Origin of the sequence: Secundilactobacillus similis DSM 23365 = JCM 2765, from assembly GCF_001311075.1 — a bacterium.
GTDB lineage: Bacteria > Bacillota > Bacilli > Lactobacillales > Lactobacillaceae > Secundilactobacillus > Secundilactobacillus similis.
The window spans coordinates 1-21199 of sequence record NZ_BBAD01000059.1 but is presented as its reverse complement, the minus strand read 5'-3'; the positions used below and the strand labels follow the sequence as shown (position 1 = coordinate 21199).

The following is a 21199-nucleotide window of genomic DNA, read 5'->3' as shown; positions in this document are numbered from 1 at the left end:
CACAAACACTTTGGTTTTACGGGTCGCAACGGCCGTAGTATTGATAATTTGTCCGCTTTGTTGCCGATGCATAATGGGTAGCACCTACGAGTACCATACAAAATGCCTCTTAAGATCATACGAACCCAGTCAACAACACGTCCCTCACTGAACGGCGAATGTGGCATTAATCCGGCATGTTAGCCAAACATCAATGCGATTGAACGTTTGAAGGGCAAATTGCGAAAAGTCGAGCACACTCTGTTTATTGGAAACATCCACACTCGGCAGGCCGTATTACCGCCAAAGCATTTGATTTGGGCCACAAGGCTCTCTATACGTTCAATTCGACGAGCACCCAGTACGATTGAGTGGCCACTCTTGGCTAAGAGTAGTGCCGTGACTGCTCCGATGCCACTAGAAGCACCAGCAATCACCGCTACTTTTCCATTTTTCATTTCAAATTTCTGTCTTTCAAAAAAGCATTGAATGAGTGATCATATTTACAACACTAATTGGTTGGTCATTGATTTTGATTACAGACGAGTGCTCAAAAATTCAAGTAATTTGGTAACTTCTTGCTTCACATACTCTGGCTTCCAGTATGTTTCAATATGCTGCACACCATCCATTAAGAACAGTTCCTTGTCTTGTGTACCTGTCGCATTTGCATAGCACTTTTCAGTCAAGTAGAATGTATCCGCATCTTTACCAGCCATCATCAACAGTGGCACATTGATTAAATCCATGTTAACTGATGCGTCATATGTGAACAGGTCAAGGAAGCTAGCTTGGGTATAGATGAAACTTGAGTTCGGATGAGCATGTGTCTGAGCATAATAGGTATAGCCATCACGGTATAGTGCATATGGTAACTTAGCGGCATCTTCAGGCGCCATATCTTTAAGATCCGGTGTGTATTCAGTTTCTTCACCACGAACCATCTTTTCACGAGCTTCGGATGCTTTTTGTAAACGCGCCTGAATCGTGTTTGCTTCAGAATCCATGAAGCCATTGCGACGAACTAAACCTGAGTTAAACGCTGATAAAGTGGCAACCACCTTGAAGCGCTTATCGGTCTGTCCGGCACGTAACGTATAGCCACCACCGCCACAGATACCAAAAGCAGCCATGCGACTGTAGTCCACACCTGGGAACAGAGACAGGGCATCCGCCATACCATGAATATCTTCGACACGATATGATGGCTTGTCAGTCATGCGGGGTTCCCCAGCACTCGCGCCTTGGAACGTTGCATCAGCAGCAATGGCAATGTAGCCATTTTCAGCTAGCTTCTGCGCAAACAATCCAGCAACTTGTTCCTTACAGCCACCATTTGGATGAGCAACCGTTAAAGCCGGGTAGGATTTTTGAGGATCATACCTGCTGGCGTATAAACGTTGGCAGCAATTTTGAGACCGTTAAGCATATAACTAATTGGGTGAATATTGACTTCACCCGGTTTGTTTTCCGTAATGGCATCTGCATAAACCAGTCCCCATTGGTTATCGTTTCCAGGTACCTTGGTGATTGTAGCAACATCGACATCGACTAATTCCATTTTTGACATTTGATTATCTCCTTTTTCGTTTAAAAAAATTGCTTTCATATCATTGAATAATTAGTACTATAATCCTTGGTCTGCACACCAAGGCAATACCTACTGTGAAGTTTTTTTATTTTTCTTATAAGCGATTACGATTATCACCACTAATGTGATACACAGATATGATCTTTGTTGCCACACTATAGCTACTAGTCGAATTGATTCGTTGAAAACTAATCGACACCGATAAAGTTAATCCGACCGATCCATCAATTTGGTGATTCAGTTCACGCCCCCTCGATGTTGTACCAGCAATTTCTGGTGTCGTGTTGGCAATTCCCGCAACGGTTAATGGACTGAGTATTAGTTCCTGCCCGATTCCTAAAAAGAAGCATTGGCATTCCGATAGACCGGACATGACCAGACTGAATTTCAATTATTATTGCCATAATTGGCCCAGTAGAGTCAATGTCGTACCGAAAATTAATAGAAAACTTCGTGGCGTTTAAATGTAAATCTTGTGCAATTTTAGCGGTCTCTGTGAAGATACTTGAATTATCCAGTACCGGCATAAAATAACTCATCAAAATAATTGGCAGCACAATTCCAAACTTTGATTTTTCGTTCATTGCCATTTTCCACTGTATGCCATGTTGCGTGATTATTTTTTTAACATTGCGTGTACGGACAAACTCGGTATTAAGAAGACCCCGGGGGCCAACTGCCACTTGATTTTGTGTCCAAATTCCAATTTCCTCCCAAAAAATAATAATAAGTACACTACTCGCTTCCAAAACCACTTGTTTCATATTCGATCCTCTAGAATTTAAAGTAACTTTCTCTAAGATCATAAATGTTTGTCTGAACTTCATAGCAAGTACTTTTTCATGTGAAACATAAGAAAAACGCCACCTCACCGCCAGAAAGTTTCTGACAATGAAGTGACGCTTTTACGTTGATACGCTTGCTGACCCCACCGGACTCGAACCGGGATCATCCGCTTAGGAGGCGGGTGCCCTATCCAGTTGTGCTATGGGGCCAATAACGGCCATCAACTATTTTCTCACGGTTTGGGTTTAAATTCAACACTGAAACAAAACCCAGCTCAACGGCTTAGCACAAACTTATTCTTCAGTTCGCTTATGCCGCATCCCCTTACGCTTAGAATGCTTGTTTTTCTTGTGCTTCTTCTTAGTTTCAACGGGTTGAATTCGGGGTTGCATCGGCGCAACTGACCGTGGTTGACCCTTTAATTCAGGTTCGCCTTCCGGAACAGCTTGGCCACGTTGAACGAGTCGTGGTGCAGCTGTTGAACTTGCCCGATTAGACGGATTTTCTTTGAACTGTGTCACCAGCTTATGATCTTGATAGTAAACTGGCACCAAGTCGTAATCCGTTTCGCGTAATAACCGCTTCAAATCACGTAAGTCATGTTCATTCCCGAAGTTCACAACTTGACCTGGTTCACCCATCCGGCCGGTTCGACCAACTCGGTGGGTGTACGTAATTTCACTAGCTGGCAGGTTATAGTTCACCACCGCTGGTAACTTGGCGATATCTAACCCCCGCGCAGCAACGTCAGTCGACAACAGGTATTTAACCCGCCCTAACCGGAAATCAGTTAAGGCTTTTTGCCGTTCAGTTTGACGCTGGTTGGCCGTTAAAGCGGCTGCTGGGACGTGGTTGTGCATTAACCAACTCTTGGTTTGTTGAAGGTCACCAATGTGGTTAAAGAATACGAGCGCCTTAAACTGCTTAACGGTCGCTAATTTACCAAGCATGGCTACCTTCTTCAAATTAGACACTTCCAGCGCACCGTGACGAACTTCACCCTGCGTATCGTCAATGTCTCGAACATCGACTCGAGTGACCGGTTGACTAAACCACTTTTCTAATTCGGATAAAATGGCGGTTTCAGTGGCTGAGAAGAACCCGAGTTGCACATCAGCAGGCGCTTCTTGCAAAATCGACCGAACGGCATCAAAGGTTTCACCAGCAAGCAAGTCATCCGCTTCATCAATGATCACAGTCTTTAACTGATGACCCTTTAACTTACGATCTTCCAATAGATTTAAAATCCGACCTGGGGTGCCGATCACAACATCTGGATGTTTTTTCAGTTGTTCAAGTTGGCGCTTCACGTTGGCACCGCCAGTGATCGAGGTGACTTTCAGGCCCGCCAAAGTCGCAAAACTCCGGGTCACGTTCGTTAATTGCATGGCCAGTTCTTGCGACGGCGCAATGATCATCGCTTGAATGCCAGCCCCTGGTGTCAATCGTTCCAGCACTGGAATCACAAAGCCAAGGGTTTTACCCGAGCCAGTTGGTGCCAGTCCTAAAACACTTTCGCCAGCCTTCAATGGTTCGTAGACCGCTGCTTGAATCGGTGACAGTTGGTCAAAACCTAACTTTTTAAAACGGGTTTCAAATTGTGGTAGCATTTGCTCACACTCATTTCTTCATTAGTTGTCGCGTTCATCATAAAATACAATTTTACCAGATTGACGTAGATTAAACAGAACTTTATTCACTTGAACGCTTAAATTAAACCAACGTTGGTAATCTTCTTGATTAGCCGGGGCATCGGTTGGTTGATCACCCGGGCAAAATCACGGGCTTCTGGCAACATCTGGTTTTGGGTCACAGGTTGACTGATCGTCTCACGATCACCCTTGGCGTCAATGTAGCTAACATCCGTAATCTCGCCAGCATCATCGATGACAATGGTGTCTTTTAAGCCGTAAATTTCTGATGGCATCACCGAATTACTGGTCTTACCGAAGTTTAACGTGACGTTATATTCGGGGTACTGTAAAACCGCAACCCCTTTGCCGTCAACGCCCGTTTGAATCAATGATGGAAAGTAGTTCACTTGGTTCGGCATCCCAAACAGTGCAATGGCCACGTATACGGGATAAACGCCGAGGTCTTGCAAGGCGCCACCACCAAAGTTCAATGAGAACACGTTCGGTTCCTCACCAGCAAGCACGTTGTCATAGCGTGATGAGTATTTCATATAAGTTAAGTTTGCACCTTGAATAACGGGTAACTTTGTAACTTGGGCTTGAATCGCAGCAAAGTTAGGTGTATGAATATTTCTAGCGGCTTCAAAATACAAAACGCCAGGGTGTTGCTCTAGTAATTCCTCGATTTTTGCCATTTCACCCAAATTTTCGAAAGCGGGTTTCTCCACAATAATGTGCTTCCCCGCTTTGATCGCCATTTTGGCTTGTTCAAAATGCAGGCTGTTTGGTGAGGCAATGTAGACCGTGGAGAACTGACCCTGTTCGAAAAATGCAGTCAGATCATCAAACGTTTCCGTTGCCCCATTCTTTTGGGCAAATTCTTTTGCGGTATCAAGATGCCGAGAATACACACTACTTAATTGATATAGTCCCGATTCATGAGCTGCGTCCACAAATTGTTGCGTAATCCAATTGGTCCCAATAATGCCAAAGTTAATCATCTTACTAGTTCCCCCTTGAGGCTTTTCTTTCATGATAGCAGTTTCACCGGCAGATGATAAACAACTTCTGCTTTTTATTTTAAAAATAAGTTAAACCCAGTGTTATCATTTCACAAACATGTTAATATTATTTTAAACTGGTTGAACTACCACACACTAAAGTAGGTGGATTCTGGGAACACTGCAAACTTGCCAGTTAAGCTCTTCACTTCATCGGTAGCGGTCACAGTTATTTACCAAGGTGCGTTCCACACCCGTTTAGTTTCAATTTAGCGTTTAATCAACTAACGCTAGACCACGTTGCTTAATATTCAGTGCCGCATTAATGTCGCGGTCTAGCGTGGTTTGACAATTTGGACATTGCCAGTCACGCACAGCTAGCCACTCATGAGTTGATAAGCCATCAAAGTCCGTATTTTTCTGTTGGCACACATGACAGATACGACTGGTACTCTTAGGATTAACGACAATCAGCTGCTTTCCGGCCCATTCAAATTTATAGGTCAGTAAGCGGACTAATGTCCCCCAAGCGGCATTGGCGATAGAACGCGCTAATCGATGGTTTTTCATTAGATTCTTGACGGATAGTTTTTCAACTACGAGCACATCATATTCCCGTACCAGTTGCGTGGTCAGTTTCTGCAAGTTATCCAGTCGACGTGCGGCAATCTGTCGCTTGATCTTCGCGACAGTTTTACGCGCCTGCTGATACCGTGGAAACTGCCAGAGTTCGGTTCGCGGATTAAGGACTTTCTTGTGACGATCTTCAGCCATTGCCTGCTTCGCATTTCGTAGTCGACGGGCTAGTTTTCGTTCCCAGCGTCGTAGTCGGCGAGCCAATTTACGATCATATCGCGTCAACGGAACACTGACGCCATTGGATAAGGTAATCAATTGCTTCAAACCTAAATCTAGACCGACTTTTTGATGCGTGAGTGGTAACGGGATTGGATCATCGCATTCTAGCAGAATGGTTGCTGAATACTGACCTTGTGGATTAATGCTAACCGTCACAGTATGAATCTTACCGTTTAGAATACGGCCCGCTCGAAAGTAGACTTTCCCTAACTTTGGCAGTTTCAGATGATGCTGATCGAGCACTTCAATGTTCTTTCCGACCAGTTTACTAGTATAGCTTCTATGATTATTGCGCTTGCTTTTAAACCGCGGGAACCGGTTGGACAGCGTTTTATCAAAGAACCGCTTATACGCATCGGTTAAATCTCGATTCACCCGTTGCAGAGCGGTTGAATCAACTAATTTGAGCCACGGATATTCTCGTTTCAATGCCGGTAATAATGCATCACGATCGTAAGTCGATAAAAACCCGCACTTGGGATTATTGCGATAGCGTTCAATCAACATGTTAAGCATTTGGTTCCAAACAAATCGGGTGCTACCAAAGGTCATGTGGATCAATTGTTTTTGCGTGGCATTCGGGTAGAGTCGCACTTGAAAGGCTTGCAGTACCATGATGTCACCTCCGCATTGGTATACTCGTATCATACCATGTGATAAAGCAGAATCATAAGGATTTAACCCGCTAATTATTTTATATCAGAGGTGATATACATGAGAAAGAAACAACGCATTCCTGGTGCGATTTACACCCAATCGTACGTCTATAATTTTCACTTTCATTTGATTTGGACCACTAAGTATCGGCGAGAACTATTTACAACGCCAGAATTAGTTGACGAAATGAAAACCCTTCTCAACCGAATTGCAGAATTGAATGAAATCACCATCGAAGCCATGGAAGTGATGCCGGATCATATCCACCTGCTGATCAGCTTCAAACCAAAATTAGCTCCAACCACAGTGGTGAAAGCCTTTAAAGGGGCTTCAGCGCGACTTTTCTTTAAAAATCATCCTGATATTAAAGCAAGTGCGTTTTGGGGTGGCCATTTATGGACGCGAAGCTACTACATGAGCACCTTAGGCAATATGAGCCATGAAGTCGTCGAAACTTATATTGAAGGCCAGCGGTTAAAAGGATAAGTCAAATTCGAGTTGTTTACATCCCCAGTTTAAAAACCGGGGCATTATGCTCTATTTCAGTAAATAGGAGGTCGGTAGTGTGAGTGCAAAACATATGTTCAAATTTAGCCCATCATTTCTCCGCGACCTCGTGCACAAACCCGCAGCTGATCGTCATCGACGTAACCGTGAAAAACACACCGTTTCACCGATGATTTTTATCGGTTCGTGGCAGCTTCAACATTCTGAAACCTCCCGAACGCATTCGTTAGTGATTGGTCCTGACTTAACGGTCAACATCGATCACCATACCATTCCGGCTCAAGTGGAGTCACTCACCGATAATTCGTTGGTATTGCTCGACCACTATGGTTATCACATCACGATCACCGCGGACCACGACGTCCCCGTGCAATTATTCGACGAAGCAGACGATGTTGCCTACTTCGTTCTTCCTAATCCGACTTAAAAATCGCTGAATTGTTAACGCCCCTATTAAGGTGCTTTAATAACAATAGCGCTGTAGATTTCCGTTTGGAGATCTACAGCGCTATTTTGTTTGAGATGACGTTATTCAACCAATCATCAGTCGATCGTACAGCCTTATTTCAAGATTCTAAAAACGGTCAATCAGTGACTAACGTACATAACGTTGGTTCCATTCATGACGGCTACCATTAAAGTAAATTGCCGGTACCGTCTGCTTTTGTTGACCAAGTTTTAACGACCAATCACTATCGAATTCATTGAAAAGAACCTGCTGACTTAATTTCCGCGCCCCGTTTGAAACCGCCCATCGTGGTTGCTTCGCAATGGTAGCTGATTTAAGGGTCTGCCAAACCTGGTCCGGACTCCAAACAATCACCCGCCGATGATACCGTTGTTGAACTAAGTGCACAAACTCACTTAAGCGGTGCCGTGATTTGGGCGTCGCCAACCGGTGGGCATTGTACTGATCGTAAAAATCAACTTGCACCGCAATCGGCAAGTTACCAATTTTGTGTCCAACCTCCTGTGAGAAGTTCGCCAATTGGGCTTTCGGTGACGTTGAAAAACTGTAAACGTGGTAAACCCCAATTGATAACGAGGACCCTAATGCCCGGTTATAACTATTCTTGAACTGATCATCGGTATAGGTGGCGCCAGAACTTGTGTGTAGGTAAACAAATTGTTGGTGAGCTTGTTCGACTAATTGAAAATCCACGAACCCGTTTTCTTGATCAATTGCCACTCCCCGAATTGGATACCGATCCAATTGCGCTTGTCGGTAATGCCGCCACGTCAGCCACCCACCAATCAACACCAGCAAAACGAGCACGATCAGCCATGCCCGCCGTCGGTGATATTGATGGCGTAACTGCTGGTAGGTGTTTGCATAGATTGGTTTAATTTGTCGTTGCTTCATGCTCAGCACCTCACCCAAAGTTTTAAAACCTTCATTATAGGTTTTATTCTACCATGACAACCAATCAACGCTCAAATTAGGATCAATTCTTATCAATCTTTTTGAATCGGTTTCGCCACCTTTTCAGCAAACTAAAAAACCAGCCAACGTCAATAAGCCGTTACCTGATTTCTGACTATCTATACCATTAGCAATTATTACCTCAAGTTCGTGTTCGGTTAATGGCTTCCCGAACCCGATCCATAACAGCTTCAGTTTTATTACTCAACTTAACCGCAACGATCGTAAACAAACTATCAATTAACGCCATCTGGGCAATCAGGGTATACATCCCATCGGAACTCTTATTCACCTGATCAGCTAACGAAAGCAACACAATGTCCGCCCGTTGTGCCAGTGACGAGCGCCCATAACTGGTGATGGCGATGACTGGTACTTTGTTATTCTGGAGTTGTTTCAACACGGTTAACGCCTGCTGGTTTTCACCCGAATGTGAAATCATAATCGCACAGTCATGACTCGTCATCTTAGCCGCTTGCATTAACTGAACGTCAAAGTCCGGATAATACTCACTATTGATCGAAGTCCGCAAAAACTTATGGTAACCGTCTAACGCAGCCACCGACGAGCCCCCTAACCCAAAGAAGGCCAGTTGGTTGGCATGTAAAATGGTGTTCACGGCTTCTTCAAGCTTATCTTCGTGCAAAATCGACTGCGTGGAGATCAAGGCATCGATCATTGCTTGGAAGGTTTTTTCCGCCATCACACTCGGGGTATCATCAGGATGGATCTTCTTGAACATGGTCGTCCGGTTGATATCCGCCCGAACATTGGCCAGATCCATACTGAATTCTCGATAATTGTTGTAACCGACGGCCTTCGCAAAGCGCGAAATCGAAGCCGTTGAAACGCCCACTTTGTCGGCAAGTTCACTGATCGTCAGTTCACTTACCATTTGCGGTTGTGCAAATATAAAGTCGGCAATTTTTTGGTGTAGTCGGCTGAGGTTTGGATAGTACGACCGAATACTACTAATTGCTGAACGTGCCAAATAGGTGTTCCCCCTTTATTTAATTCTCTCCCATATCTTTTGTAAACATTTTACAACAAAACCCTTGAATTGTGAAAATTTTTTTCATATAATAAACACAGCTCAAAAAGTCAGTTAGCGATTTTTTACTCAGTTAACACTTTGTACGATGTATATATTTGAAAACGGTTTAAATTTCATGTACAATGCACATGCCTTTATTGTAGCTTTTGTCAGAAAGGAAGTCATCGAAAAAATGGATTATATGATTGGTGTTGACATGGGTACCACCAGTGTTAAAACCGTATTGTTTGATAACACTGGAAAAGTTCAGGGTTATTCCAACAATTTGTACCCGCTCTATCAAGATATTCCTGATATGGCTGAAGAAGATCCAGAAGAAATCTTCTCCGCTATCGTGGACGGTTTAACCACGGTATTACGTAAAGCCAACCTCAAACCTGGCGAACTGAAGGGCGTTTCCTTCTCCGCCGCAATGCACAGTTTGATTCTGTTAGATGAAAACCATAAGCCACTCACACGGGCGATCACTTGGGCCGATAACCGGGCCGTTAAGTACGCCGATGAATTACGTGAGAACGGTGTGGGCAAACAAATTTACGAGAAGACCGGGACGCCAATTCACCCAATGACGCCATTTACAAAGCTGATTTGGTTGCGTAACGAACAACCCGACTTGTTTAAGCAAGCGCGTTGGTTCGTCGGTATCAAAGAATACGTGATCTACAAACTGTTCGGTGTTTTGAAGGAAGACTACTCCATTGCCAACGCAACTGGGATGTTCAATATCTTCAACATGGACTGGGACGACCAAGCCCTTGAATTGGCTGGCATTACCCGCGACCAATTACCAGAATTAGTGGACACCACTGATCAACTTTCTGGCATGAACGAAGATTACGCACGGGTTATCGGTATCGATCCCGCTACCCCATTCGTCATGGGTGCCTCAGATGGCCCATTAGCGAACTTAGGGGTCAACGCCATTGAACCTGGTGTGACTGCTGTTACCATCGGGACTTCTGGTGCCGTTCGGGTTGTCACTGACAAGCCAAAGATCGATCCTAAGGGCCGGGTATTTTGTTACTACCTTGCACCTAACAAGTGGGTCGTTGGTGGACCAGTTAACAACGGTGGGATCGTCTTCCGTTGGGTCCGTGACCAACTGTTTGCCCCAGAAAAGATCACTGCGGAACAAATGAAGATCGACAGTTACGATTTGTTAACTGAAATCGCTTCTAAGATTCCTGCAGGTTCTGATGGCTTGATCTTCCACCCATTCTTAGGTGGCGAACGGGCCCCAATCTGGGACGCTAATGCGCGTGGTTCCTTCTTCGGGTTAACCCGGACGCATACTCGAGCTCACATGGTTCGGGCTGCGCTTGAAGGCATCGTCTACAACCTCTACACCGTCATGATTGCGCTGGAAGAAGTTGTTGGCAAGCCCGTTAGCATCCAAGCAACTGGTGGTTTCGCCCGCTCTGCGCTTTGGCGTCAGATGTTGGCTGATATCTTCGAACAAGATGTCACGATTCCTGAAACCGTTGAAGGGACTGCTTTAGGGGCCGCTGTTCTCGGTATGTACAGCTTAGGCTTGATCGATGATCTGAGTGAAGTGAAGAAGTTCGTTGGTGCTACCAACGTTCACCATCCAAACCCAGAAACCTTCGAAGCTTACCGGGCACTTGTCCCAATCTACATTCGTTTGAGTCGTCAGTTACAGACCGAATACAAGGCCATCGCTGACTTCCAACGTCACCAGGATGCTAAGAAAAAGGCATCAAACTAGTTTCACTTAATTATTGGTATTAATCTTAATACAAAAAAGGGTTTTCAGTTGTTGTTCCTTAGAAACGCTCGTCACGCCTATAGCACGGGCGTTTCTAATTGCCATTATATGAAAGGGTTTACAGATTATGGAAATACTTGCGCTCGTCATCGGGATTATCTTCCTGTTATTGATGATCATCAAATTCAAAATCAACACCTTTGTTTCGTTGGTCATGACTTCTGTTTTAACTGCGATTTTACTTGGGATGAACTTATCTAAGATCGCAACGAGTATCGAAACTGGGATTGGCGGTTCTTTAGGGGAACTGTCACTGGTCTTTGGTTTCGGTGCCATGCTCGGCCGGTTAGTTGCCGACGCCGGTGGTGCTCACCGGATCGCCACAACCTTGATCGACAAATTCGGTAAGAAACGCCTTCAATTAGCTATTATGTTAGCTTCATTTATCATTGGTTTGGCGTTGTTCTTCGAAGTCGGGATGGTTCTGTTGATCCCTATCGTCTTCGCCATTGCGCTTGAAGCCGATGTGCCAATCTTGTACCTTGGGATTTCAATGGCTGCCGCTTTATCAGTTACCCACGGGTTCTTACCACCTCACCCAGCACCAACTGCTATTGCGCAAGCCTTGGGCGCCAACGATGGTAAGGTTCTGCTCTTCGGGATCGTTGTTGCCATTCCTAGTGCCTACGTTGCTGGTCCATTATTCACTAAGTTAGCTCAAAAGTTTGCGCCTAGCGCCTTTGAACGTAAGGGTAACTTAAGCTCATTTGGTGATATGAAGGAAACTAACCCAGATGACGAACCAGGCTTTGGTTTGTCAGTGTTAACTTCCCTCTTCCCAGTTATCTTGATGGCCATCACGACCATCTACAAGATGACCGTTGGTACCGGGACGAAGACCCTGCTTGATCAAATCGTTAACTTAATTGGTGATCCTGCGATTGCCATGTTGATCTCACTCTTGTTCGCAATGTGGTCAATGGGCTGGGCCCGTGGCCGTGTCACTAAAGACATTATGGCAACTCTTGAAAGTGCCGTTAAGTCCATCGCAATGCTGCTGTTAGTTATTGGTGGTGGTGGCGGTTTCAAGCAAGTCTTGATCGACGGTGGTGTTGGTAACGAAGTCGCTAAGATGTTCGCTCACTCAAGCATCTCACCATTGATTCTTGGCTGGTTGATCACCGTTGTGCTCCGGGTTGCCCTTGGTTCTGCAACTGTCGCAGCCTTGACTTCTGCCGGGATCGTTGCCCCATTGATGGCAACTGCCGGTGTTGATCCTGCTTTGATGGTTCTTGCCATTGGTGCCGGTTCACTTGCCGCATCTCACGTTAACGATGCTGGTTTCTGGATGTTCCGTGAATACTTCGATTTGACGATCAAGCAAACGCTCTCGATTTGGACGGTGCTTGAAACGGTTATCTCGTTGTCGGGATTATCATTGTTATGTTACTGAACCTTGCATTCCACTAGAAATAACTTATTATAAATTTTAATTGATTTCTAACCCAAAACCCTTCCCCGGCACATGTTGCCGGGGTTTTTGTTTGTTATAATGAATGGCTATTGCATTTTGGAAGGAACGAAATCAAATGGAAGAATCACATTTAAAACGTGAAATCGGCCTCTTTACCGCCCTCTCGACGGTGATGGGGACCGTCATCGGTGGCGGCGTCTTCTTCAAAGTCGCCAGCGTTGTTGATTTAACCCGCTCAACCAGTATGACACTGGCTGCTTGGGTCCTTGGTGGTCTACTGACACTATGTGCTGGTTTATCAGCTGCGGAACTAGCGGCTGCTATCCCACGAACGGGTGGCGCCATCAAATACATCGAGTATACTTACGGCAAGCTCCCCGGCTTCTTAATGGGTTGGGCGTTGATGCTGGTCTACTATCCGGCTAACATTGCCGCACTCTCGATTATTTTTTCGACGCAATTTTTAAACTTATTTGCCCTCCAATGGCCTGGCACCTGCCCATTGCCATTCTTTGCGGTCTCAGCATCACTGGCATCAACTTCTTGGGTGCTAGAGTCGGTGGCCTGTTTCAGTCCGCTACGCTCATTTTTAAGCTAATTCCGATTGCCATTATCGTGATCTTTGGCTTAGCGGCGAAAAGCGAAGTCCCCGTCAGTCTGTTTCCAGTTGTTGCCGGCCAACACCTGAGTTTTGGGACGGCCTTTAGTGGTGGTTTACTGGCCACCATGTTCGCCTACGATGGCTGGATCAACATCGGGAACATTGCGGGGGAAATGAAGCACCCTGAAAAGGATCTACTCGCGCTATCGTGCTTGGGTTAGTGTTAATTACGGTGATTTACGCCGTAGTCAACTTTGTCTTCTTAAAGACGTTGCCAATCAGCGAAATTGCCGGTAATCAAACACCGCTTCCGAGGCAGCTCAAGTTATTTTTGGTCCAATGGGCGGTAAATTAGTAACCATTGGGATCTTGATTTCCGTTTACGGCGCCATCAACGGCTATACCTTAACCGGGATGCGAGTGCCATTCGCGATGGCGGAAGAAGATGCCCTGCCATTTAGTCAATATCTCCGCAAGCTATCTCGGAAAACTTACGTGCCCTACTTTGCGGGATTAGTTGAAATTGGCATTGCTTGATCATGATGTTCATGGGTTCTTTTGATACCCTGACTGATATGTTAGTCTTCGTCATGTGGATCTTTAACGTGATGCTGTTCGTCGCGCTATTCATTTTACGAGTGCGAGAACCCGACTTGAAACGGCCCTACAAGGTGCCAGGATACCCAGTTATCCCAATCATTGCTATTCTCGGCGGTTTGTTTATCCTGATTGCCACGATTTGGACGCAAACCTTACTTGCAATTACTGGTTTAGTGCTGACTGGGATTGGGATTCCCGTTTACTTGTACCATCAAAAGCACCAACAAGCTTAAACGAATTAAAAACGCAATCTTCGTGATGACCATCGTCATTTTGAAGATTGCGTTTATTTTTTGTGAAACTGTCTGAATCAGTTTAGTTCTCCGGTCAATGCCACTGACGTTCACCCAATTTCAATTACTCGTTTTTCCGTAACTTTTTAAGTTTATACCAAGTGGCAGTCGCCAAGCCAATGAGCCCTAACAACGCCGCCCACAGCAAGGCTTTTTCTGCCGTTTGCGGAAGGCGACCCTTTTCATCCGGTTTGGATGCGGTTGTGCCAGCCTGTACGCTATTTTGACCATTTGCTAGTTGACTATTCTGGGTCCGGCCATTAACCGTTGTAGCCGACATGCCACGGACTCCGGTACGGTTCGATGCCACACCGGCTGAATTATGACTTTCATTTGTCGTTGCCTCGTTGTCGGTTCGACCTTGAGAATTGGACGTTGATGATTTAGTACTGTCATCAGTGCCATCAGCAGTTGTTCTATCGGTAGCTTGCTGATTGTTCCCAGTCGTTGAACTATCAGCTGGTTCACCCGATTCAAGGACGGCTGTCCCGAATTGAACATCCGTTGAGGTGCTGATCGTTAACGGTTGAAGGTGTAACGGAATGCCCGTTAAGCTAATTTTTTTAGCAGGTTGTTGAAGCTTATCTAGTTGGGATTTCCCTTGAACCGGTGTTGTCGTTTGCGGTTCATCGGTTTCACCCGGTTGAGGGTTACTGTTATCCCCCGGATTAGTGGTCATTGTAGTGTCCGGCACCGTGTGGTCATAATATTGATCTGCCGTAACCGAAACCGCTGGTCCCACTGCTGTTTTGGTGATTGGGTGCGTATAATCATAGTAATCATCGGCAGTTACCGAAACTGCTGGTCCCACTGCCGTTTTAATCTGAGCAGGCGCTGTCACATCAATTACGGACTGAATCCCATCAACTGCTGGCAAATTATCTGCAGCAACGGTATACACTAGTCCCACCATCTGTCCTAAATTGGTTGTTTCAGCAAGCGTTACTGGTACCGCAATAGTTTGCGCACCACCCGCTAAGTAACTACCACTCTTTTGATAGCGGATTTTGAATCCAGTAACTTGACTGAAGTCGGTTACACTTTCGGCCGATTGCCAGTTAGTCGCTGTGGTTGGATCAGTTTCGGTCGTGTAAATAACCGTGGCTTGATTTTGCCAATTATCTGGCAACGTTACCGGTCCGTTAAGCGTCAGTCCCGTTCCAGATACCACTGAACCGGTGACGGTGAGTTGATTCAGCGCATCCGCCGTATCCTTGCTAAATTGCAGGTTCGCCGTCCCAGTTTGTCCGGCAGCGATTTGGCTAAGGGTCGTGCCAATCAGCCGAACTAACGTCGCATCCTGAGTTAACGTTGACCCATAGGTGATCATCCGCCCAAAGGCCAACCGATTGGCGTCCAAGAAATCATAGTTCCCGGCAACCACTGGCACTGTGGCATCCAATTGATCACTGTTGAGTGCCGTAGCCGTATCGCCATCAACTTTGCTGTAGACGCCAATGCTGAGTTGGTTCAAGCCGCTGACTGCGGCAACGGTTACTGGTAGACTGACCGTATTTGCGCGACCTGGTGTGATGGCGTCATTGGCAAGTAATGCCCAGCAGCGTTTGACCAGTCCCTTGATAGTCGGAATCCAGCACTTGAACACCGGCAACGTTACCGTTATAGCTGACCCCTTTTGGTAAGACAACTGACGTGGTGACACCAGTGAGGTAGTCGGTGGCAACTTCGTCATTACTAATACGAATTTGAAGTTGGTTGTCGCCTTCGTTCACAACACCGTTATCGGCCTTCGCAAAGGTCGCATTTTCGTTGATGATGGCAGCAGATTCGGCGGGTTTAACAATTTCGGCACTTTGGGACGCCATGATCGACTTTCTGGTTGCAACCTCGTCTACTAGTTCTTCACCAGACCAACCACTTTCTGCTAAATGAATTTCGTTATAGTCTTTCCCAACATCTTTCTCCGTGTCGCCAGTGTCATAGCTTCCCGGTAAAACCGTTGCGCCGTCCTTACTGTAAAGAATATCGTAATAGCCACCGTAAACCATCCCGCCAACTTCGACTGTCCAATCACTCGTTACGGTACCATAGTATCCCGATTTAGGTGACAGTTGAAAACCAACACCATTGTAGTATGACATACCATTCGGAATTGTTGTAAAGACCAATTGCAGTTGTTCAACGCCACGATTATTATCCACATACTGGTTCAAATCAACCGCCCCAGCAGTATAGCCTTTCAAACTAGTTGCTTCAAATTGATCGTCATCTTGATACTTAACGTATAAATCGAACTTCGGTAAGGTCTGTAGCGTGCTAAAGCCATTCCCATGATCCTCGACCGGATCACTGAGAAACATCAGGTCAGCATTTAAATGCGGATCTACCATATAATTGATGATAAATTTGCTGATTGCAGCATCACTGGCATCATGTCCTGTAAACGCTGAATACCTACTATCATTAAAATAGAGGGCATAACCCGCACTGATTCTCGCGGTAAATTGAAGCGTCCCATCCGGTGTAATCTGTTTCGTGGGCGAGGCATAGGTTTGAGTATAGTGAAATTCACCTTCGCGTTCTGTGATTGTCTGATCCGCTAACTTTTCCGCCACCGTCATCTGGGTTCCAATTTGTTGAGAGGCAACGGTATCCCCATCCATCATCGTCGCACCAGCTTGAGTGACGACAGTTAATTGCGTCCCCGGTTCAACATTCTGGGATAACTGAGTAATATACATATAGTCGATTGAGAACAAACTACCATTTTTAGTTACATTAGCTTCCTGCTCTTCATAACTTGGTGCGGTAAACCGAAATTGCAACGCACTAGAAATAATCTGGTTATCGTCATCCACGAGATGCGCAACTGTCGGCCCATTTTGCCAAGTTGTCCACATCATCTCACTTGGTAGATAGACGTTGAGTGCAATGACTGAACCAGGCGCCAAATAAGCCTGTCCCAGTACTTTAGGAACCGTTATAGTGGCTTGATAAACAGCATAGTCACCTGGAGTTCCCGTGATAAGATCAGGCCTTATCAGTTTATTACCATCACTATCAATCTCGGGATTGCCATCCGCATCGGACTGAATAATACCGACTAGGGTATTACTAACATCCAACTCCGCCTTCGTCACCACCACCACACTCTGAGTCGCTTCGGCCACAACCTGCTTGTCAAACAGCAATTGTGTTCCCAGCGTCAATTCAGTGTTGTTGGCCAACGGTTGACCGGCAGTCGTCAATGAAAACTGTTTGGACAAACTAGTACCCGGTAATGTATTGCCAAAATCATAGGTCACGGTCCGGTTAACATCATCGGTAGTTGGCGTCACATCGGCAATTGCTAAATCGGTATCGGGATCCAAATCAAAGTTAGTTGGTAATTGCACCACCAACTGTTGATCCTTGGCTGGTGTGATGTCACCCGGCACACTGACCGTTAACGTAAAACTCGCGTCAGCACCTGCCTGCACGCTATTGTTGACTGCAGTTAGCGCAACGATTGGTTGGATTGCCTTTTGGGCGTCCGCGTTCAGTTGCGGCTTCTGTTTGTCGTTTTGTTCGTCTGCGGACTTGACCGGATTAGCATCACTTTCGGCATTTTGCTGATTTTCAGATTGATCCTCGTTGTCTTGCATATCAGTGACTGTTTTATCCGTATCACTGGCGCCAGATTCACTACCAGTTGCTGTCTTAGCTGAGGTGGTTGGTTGCTCTTTACCCACCTTTTCCACACTTGTATCAGTTTGATTAGCGTTTTCCTTGGGTGTCAACGACGAATCCCCACTCGCTGTCAACGTTGTTTCTGATGTGTCCTGATTGGCCACGGTCGATTCCTGCGAAACACTATCGGTCGCGGTTGCTGCTTTGGCTTGATTTGGTTCCAACATCGTCCTAATAGCACTGCATCGCATACTAGGATGGTGGTCATCAGCCGTTTCGTAATCTGCATTCTGAATGCCTCCGCTCAAAATTCCCCTAAAAAACGCAAAACGACCCCAACAGGTCTCTCTCCTGTCCGGGTCGTGTCACCAACTCACCTGCTCAAAGTGGGTTGGGCTGAGCAATTTATATTCTAATTATAATTAAATCATATTCATTTTATAATGGTCGACCACCATCGTCAATCACTATTTGATGTATAACCCCGCTTTTATCTATATAGTTAATGATATTACTTTTGTTAAAAAAGTAACATAAATCAAATAACGTCTTTATATTTCAACAACCTTATTTTTCATTCAACCAATCTAACACAGACCGCTGCATCGGCAACTAAAATAACCGCAGACTTCTAAGATTGAAATCTACGGTTATTAATGTCCCTAAACCTATTTTCTCTCGCTAGTGTTTCTCAATCTCCAACTCCGGGAACAAGCGCTTCAAATAATCCGTCGCCGGTTCATCTGGAATATGATCCGTCGATACGACCTGAGTCAACTCATCAAACGTCAGCATCAGCATAATTTCACCATGTTCGTCTCGGACCGCATAGTAACGAATCCCCAGCTGAATTGCCCGAAAGACCAATTCCTGCGCGCGAACCGGCATCCGTGATAATCTTGGCAACAGGTCATCCGCACCAACTCGGGCCGCCTTCCACTCTGCCGCACGCTTAATAGCAAACGGCATTAAACTGCCATTCTCTAAGTAGCCGACCAATTTAGCCGCCGGCGTCAATTCTGGGTGACTCATCACTTCTGAAAAGTCATCAATGGCCGCTAACTGCTCGCTATGCGCATTGAGTTCAACCGCCAAGTCATGAAGATTAATGAACAGTTGATGGCCATCATCGGCTTTAAACGTTGGTTTCAGTGGATCTTCCAGTGCAACGCGTTCATTGTCTAACTCGGCTTGCCGTAACTGTGCCACGATTTGGTCATCGTCAACCGGGGTCACCAGCGCATACAACGCCAATAGTTTCATGAAATACAGCGCGTGCCGACTGATGCCATTTGATTGAAACGGCGTCGTATCGATTGATCGATACTCGAGATAGCGAATCCCCTTCGTTAAATGATCCTTTAACGTCTCATTGCCACGTAACCGAACTGGTCCGTAAAATTCAGCCGGGTCATACAGTGTTCCCTGATCAATCAACTTGTCTAGCGCTTCAACAAAATGTGGCAGCGATTGATAAACGGTCATGTCAACGCCATCCGATTCTTTGTTGGCATACCCATAATGACTATTACGAATACTCCGGACCGGTTGCGCCAGTTCTGCTGGCATCTGATCAAAGAAGCCCTTTTCAGCAACTGGTGAGGCGCCAAATAAGTACGTCGTTAACCACCGATTTAGCACAAAGTTCTGCGCCATTCGGAAGTAAAGCGCGTTTCGAAAATCAACGACTCGTTCAAACTGGTCTTGATAGTGGGTGTACAACCGGTTGATCACCGGGTCTGGAATGCTGTAATTTAGATGCACCCCAGTGATGATTTTGGGTTGCACGCCGTATTTGACCGTCAAATAGTCCCGGTACTTTTGGTACTTTGGACGCTCAAAGTGCGCCTTAATAAAGTCGATGTCTTCCGTTGACACAACTGGTGGCATACTTAACGGCCAGATGCGGTCATCACCCTGCAGTGACCGGTAAACGACCGTCTGTAGTGTATCGAGTTGATCAAGGACCCCGCCAATGGTTGGATTAGGATCCGTGATAATCTCAGTTTGGGCCTCGGCAAAATCCGATTGTAAGTACGGGTGATAGACCCGCGAACCAAACTCCTCTGGATGTGGCCGACGACTTAATCGACCCAGCTTATCAATTCGATTTTCTTCGATCTCGACGCCCACCAACCCGTGGTACAGTTGCTCGGTGACGCCCTCTTCTTTAATGACAGCCAATAGATTCTCTAACATCCGTGCTCCCCCAATGTGGTTTTAATTAGTTCTCATTATAGCCATATTAGCATTCTAATGATACCCCAAGACTCCCCAATTTTAGGAATTATTTGCTTTCTGTTTGACCGTCGTCCCAACTCACAACTAACTTACCCGTAACTTGATGATCCTTCAGCATCTGTAACCCTTCTGGAACGGCCGATACCGGCAAAATTCGTTCGATCATCGGGTCCAATTGCCCCGCCGCAGTGAGTTGCCCCAAAGCTTCGGCCATGACAGCTAAATCGTGTCGCTGGACCGGATTACCACTGCGATGCGCGCCACCAAGATTAAGGCTATAAATGCCAACTCCGCGGTCTAACGCATCATTCTGACTGATATCCGGTTGACCATCGATCGTGACCACACAGCCGTTATAGGCCACTCGATCCAAATCCTTGGTTGCCTCAGCCGAACCAATCGAGTTAATAATTAAATCGACGCCCAACCCGTCAGTGAGTTGCTTAATGGCCTCAGTCACATCAGTGGCATGGTAATCGATCATTTCATCTGGCCCAAACTGTTTAACGAACGCCTGCTTGCCCTTAGAAACCGTCGTGTAGACTGTCTTACCGGCCGCCTTGGCGAGTTGAATAACGATGCCACCGACACCACCAGCACCAGCGTGAACCAAAATGGTATGAACGTTGGTTAAATTAGCCTTGCGATAAAATGCTTGATATCCGGTCATCGCACCACAAAGCAATGCGGCACCTTGTGCATATGACAATTTTTCCGGCAACTGTGCAACCACATCAGCCTTAGTCGTCACGTATTCTGCAAAACCGCCCTGCCGCGCCAAATCGCCGTGGTAAAATACCCGATCACCAATCTGAAAATCAGTCACTTTCGAGCCAACTGCTGCAATCTCACCAGCAACATCTAACCCAATCACGTGTGGATACGTCCAACTGGCAACCCCACCCTCAACGAGTTTATAATCCACTGGATTTAACCCGTTCGCGTGAACCTTCACCAACACCTCATCATCTGCTGGCACCGGCTGTGGGACAGCCTGCCACGTTAACGCACTTAACTGCTTATCTGCTTGATCCTGTAATACCCATGCTTGCATGTCGAATGACCGCCTTTCTTGACTTAACGTTTACTAGTTTTAGTATACCGCATTGCGATACAGAACTGTTCTATTGGAGTATAAGGTTAC

14 protein-coding genes, 1 tRNA gene and 4 pseudogenes are annotated in these 21199 nt (G+C 45.9%); 5 read left to right on the top strand and 14 right to left on the bottom strand.

Annotated elements, in window-relative coordinates; translation table 11 throughout:
• Positions 1–179: 179 nt before the first annotated feature.
• From JCM2765_RS19165 to JCM2765_RS11905, 8 genes and pseudogenes are all read right to left on the bottom strand, one after another.
• Positions 180–437, bottom strand: a complete 258-nt coding sequence (locus JCM2765_RS19165) for an SDR family NAD(P)-dependent oxidoreductase (protein ID WP_082405118.1) — start codon at positions 435–437, stop codon at positions 180–182.
• A 78-nt stretch (positions 438–515) separates the two neighbouring features.
• Positions 516–1301 (bottom strand): annotated as a pseudogene (locus tag JCM2765_RS11930) (alpha/beta hydrolase); the annotation flags it as partial.
• Positions 1302–1330: 29 nt separating this feature from the next.
• The gene (locus JCM2765_RS18310) at positions 1331–1549 is read right to left on the bottom strand and encodes a hypothetical protein (RefSeq protein WP_225352084.1); all 219 of its coding nucleotides are present in this window, start codon (positions 1547–1549) and stop codon (positions 1331–1333) included.
• Between the two features lie 263 nt (positions 1550–1812).
• The gene (locus tag JCM2765_RS11925) at positions 1813–2334 is read right to left on the bottom strand and encodes a hypothetical protein (protein ID WP_054736943.1); all 522 of its coding nucleotides are present in this window, start codon (positions 2332–2334) and stop codon (positions 1813–1815) included.
• A 159-nt stretch (positions 2335–2493) separates the two neighbouring features.
• A tRNA-Arg gene (locus JCM2765_RS11920) sits at positions 2494–2565 on the bottom strand.
• A gap of 84 nt (positions 2566–2649) precedes the next feature.
• Positions 2650–3966 carry a DEAD/DEAH box helicase gene (locus JCM2765_RS11915; protein ID WP_054736942.1) on the bottom strand — a complete coding sequence of 439 codons (1317 nt, stop codon included), beginning with the start codon at positions 3964–3966 and terminating at the stop codon, positions 2650–2652.
• Between the two features lie 21 nt (positions 3967–3987).
• Positions 3988–4991, bottom strand: a pseudogene (locus tag JCM2765_RS11910) (Gfo/Idh/MocA family protein).
• A 276-nt stretch (positions 4992–5267) separates the two neighbouring features.
• Positions 5268–6464: an RNA-guided endonuclease TnpB family protein gene (locus tag JCM2765_RS11905; RefSeq protein ID WP_054736941.1), complete on the bottom strand. Its 1197-nt coding sequence runs from the start codon at positions 6462–6464 to the stop codon at positions 5268–5270.
• Positions 6465–6563: 99 nt separating this feature from the next.
• On the opposite strand from JCM2765_RS11905, the gene tnpA reads away from it, so the two are divergent.
• Complete coding sequence (gene tnpA, locus JCM2765_RS11900; protein ID WP_054736940.1) at positions 6564–6992, top strand: IS200/IS605 family transposase; 429 nt, start codon at positions 6564–6566, stop codon at positions 6990–6992.
• A 79-nt stretch (positions 6993–7071) separates the two neighbouring features.
• Complete coding sequence (locus JCM2765_RS11895) at positions 7072–7440, top strand: DUF4828 domain-containing protein (protein ID WP_082405117.1); 369 nt, start codon at positions 7072–7074, stop codon at positions 7438–7440.
• 168 nt (positions 7441–7608) lie between these two features.
• Here JCM2765_RS11895 and JCM2765_RS11890 read toward each other — a convergent pair whose 3' ends face one another.
• Both JCM2765_RS11890 and JCM2765_RS11885 read right to left on the bottom strand, forming a co-directional pair.
• The gene (locus JCM2765_RS11890) at positions 7609–8376 is read right to left on the bottom strand and encodes a GH25 family lysozyme (RefSeq protein ID WP_054736939.1); all 768 of its coding nucleotides are present in this window, start codon (positions 8374–8376) and stop codon (positions 7609–7611) included.
• Between the two features lie 202 nt (positions 8377–8578).
• Entirely contained in the window at positions 8579–9427 is an 849-nt protein-coding gene (locus tag JCM2765_RS11885; protein ID WP_054736938.1) for a MurR/RpiR family transcriptional regulator, read from the bottom strand.
• A gap of 235 nt (positions 9428–9662) precedes the next feature.
• Between JCM2765_RS11885 and gntK the strand changes: the two genes are divergently transcribed.
• The 3 genes and pseudogenes from gntK to JCM2765_RS11870 all read left to right on the top strand — a co-directional run bounded on the left by gntK (position 9663) and on the right by JCM2765_RS11870 (position 14124).
• On the top strand, positions 9663–11216 hold the full coding sequence (gene gntK / locus JCM2765_RS11880) for a gluconokinase (protein WP_054736937.1): 1554 nt from the start codon (positions 9663–9665) through the stop codon (positions 11214–11216).
• Between the two features lie 127 nt (positions 11217–11343).
• Positions 11344–12686, top strand: a pseudogene (locus tag JCM2765_RS11875) (gluconate:H+ symporter).
• A gap of 119 nt (positions 12687–12805) precedes the next feature.
• A pseudogene (locus tag JCM2765_RS11870) lies at positions 12806–14124 on the top strand (APC family permease).
• Between the two features lie 124 nt (positions 14125–14248).
• Here JCM2765_RS11870 and JCM2765_RS11865 read toward each other — a convergent pair.
• The 4 genes from JCM2765_RS11865 to JCM2765_RS11850 form a co-directional block, all read right to left on the bottom strand.
• A complete protein-coding gene (locus JCM2765_RS11865; protein ID WP_162231416.1) occupies positions 14249–15832 on the bottom strand; it encodes an LPXTG cell wall anchor domain-containing protein in 1584 nt (527 codons plus the stop codon).
• Entirely contained in the window at positions 15723–18122 is a 2400-nt protein-coding gene (locus JCM2765_RS17465; protein WP_162231415.1) for a hypothetical protein, read from the bottom strand. The genes JCM2765_RS11865 and JCM2765_RS17465 overlap by 110 nt, the downstream gene beginning before the upstream one ends.
• Before the next feature lie 373 nt (positions 18123–18495).
• Complete coding sequence (locus JCM2765_RS11855) at positions 18496–20013, bottom strand: gamma-glutamylcysteine synthetase (protein ID WP_054736934.1); 1518 nt, start codon at positions 20011–20013, stop codon at positions 18496–18498.
• Positions 20014–20101: 88 nt separating this feature from the next.
• A complete protein-coding gene (locus tag JCM2765_RS11850) occupies positions 20102–21109 on the bottom strand; it encodes an alcohol dehydrogenase catalytic domain-containing protein (RefSeq protein WP_054736933.1) in 1008 nt (335 codons plus the stop codon).
• Between the last annotated feature and the right edge of the window lie 90 nt (positions 21110–21199).

Coding starts and splice junctions, on each gene's coding strand:
- JCM2765_RS11905 (WP_054736941.1), bottom strand. CDS start 6,464: ATGGTACTGCAAGCCTTTCAAGTGCGACTCTACCCGAATGCCACGCAA.
- gntK (WP_054736937.1), top strand. CDS start 9,663: ATGGATTATATGATTGGTGTTGACATGGGTACCACCAGTGTTAAAACC.
- JCM2765_RS11925 (WP_054736943.1), bottom strand. CDS start 2,334: ATGAAACAAGTGGTTTTGGAAGCGAGTAGTGTACTTATTATTATTTTT.
- JCM2765_RS11890 (WP_054736939.1), bottom strand. CDS start 8,376: ATGAAGCAACGACAAATTAAACCAATCTATGCAAACACCTACCAGCAG.
- JCM2765_RS19165 (WP_082405118.1), bottom strand. CDS start 437: ATGAAAAATGGAAAAGTAGCGGTGATTGCTGGTGCTTCTAGTGGCATC.
- JCM2765_RS18310 (WP_225352084.1), bottom strand. CDS start 1,549: ATGTCAAAAATGGAATTAGTCGATGTCGATGTTGCTACAATCACCAAG.
- tnpA (WP_054736940.1), top strand. CDS start 6,564: ATGAGAAAGAAACAACGCATTCCTGGTGCGATTTACACCCAATCGTAC.
- JCM2765_RS11915 (WP_054736942.1), bottom strand. CDS start 3,966: ATGCTACCACAATTTGAAACCCGTTTTAAAAAGTTAGGTTTTGACCAA.
- JCM2765_RS11855 (WP_054736934.1), bottom strand. CDS start 20,013: ATGTTAGAGAATCTATTGGCTGTCATTAAAGAAGAGGGCGTCACCGAG.
- JCM2765_RS11850 (WP_054736933.1), bottom strand. CDS start 21,109: ATGCAAGCATGGGTATTACAGGATCAAGCAGATAAGCAGTTAAGTGCG.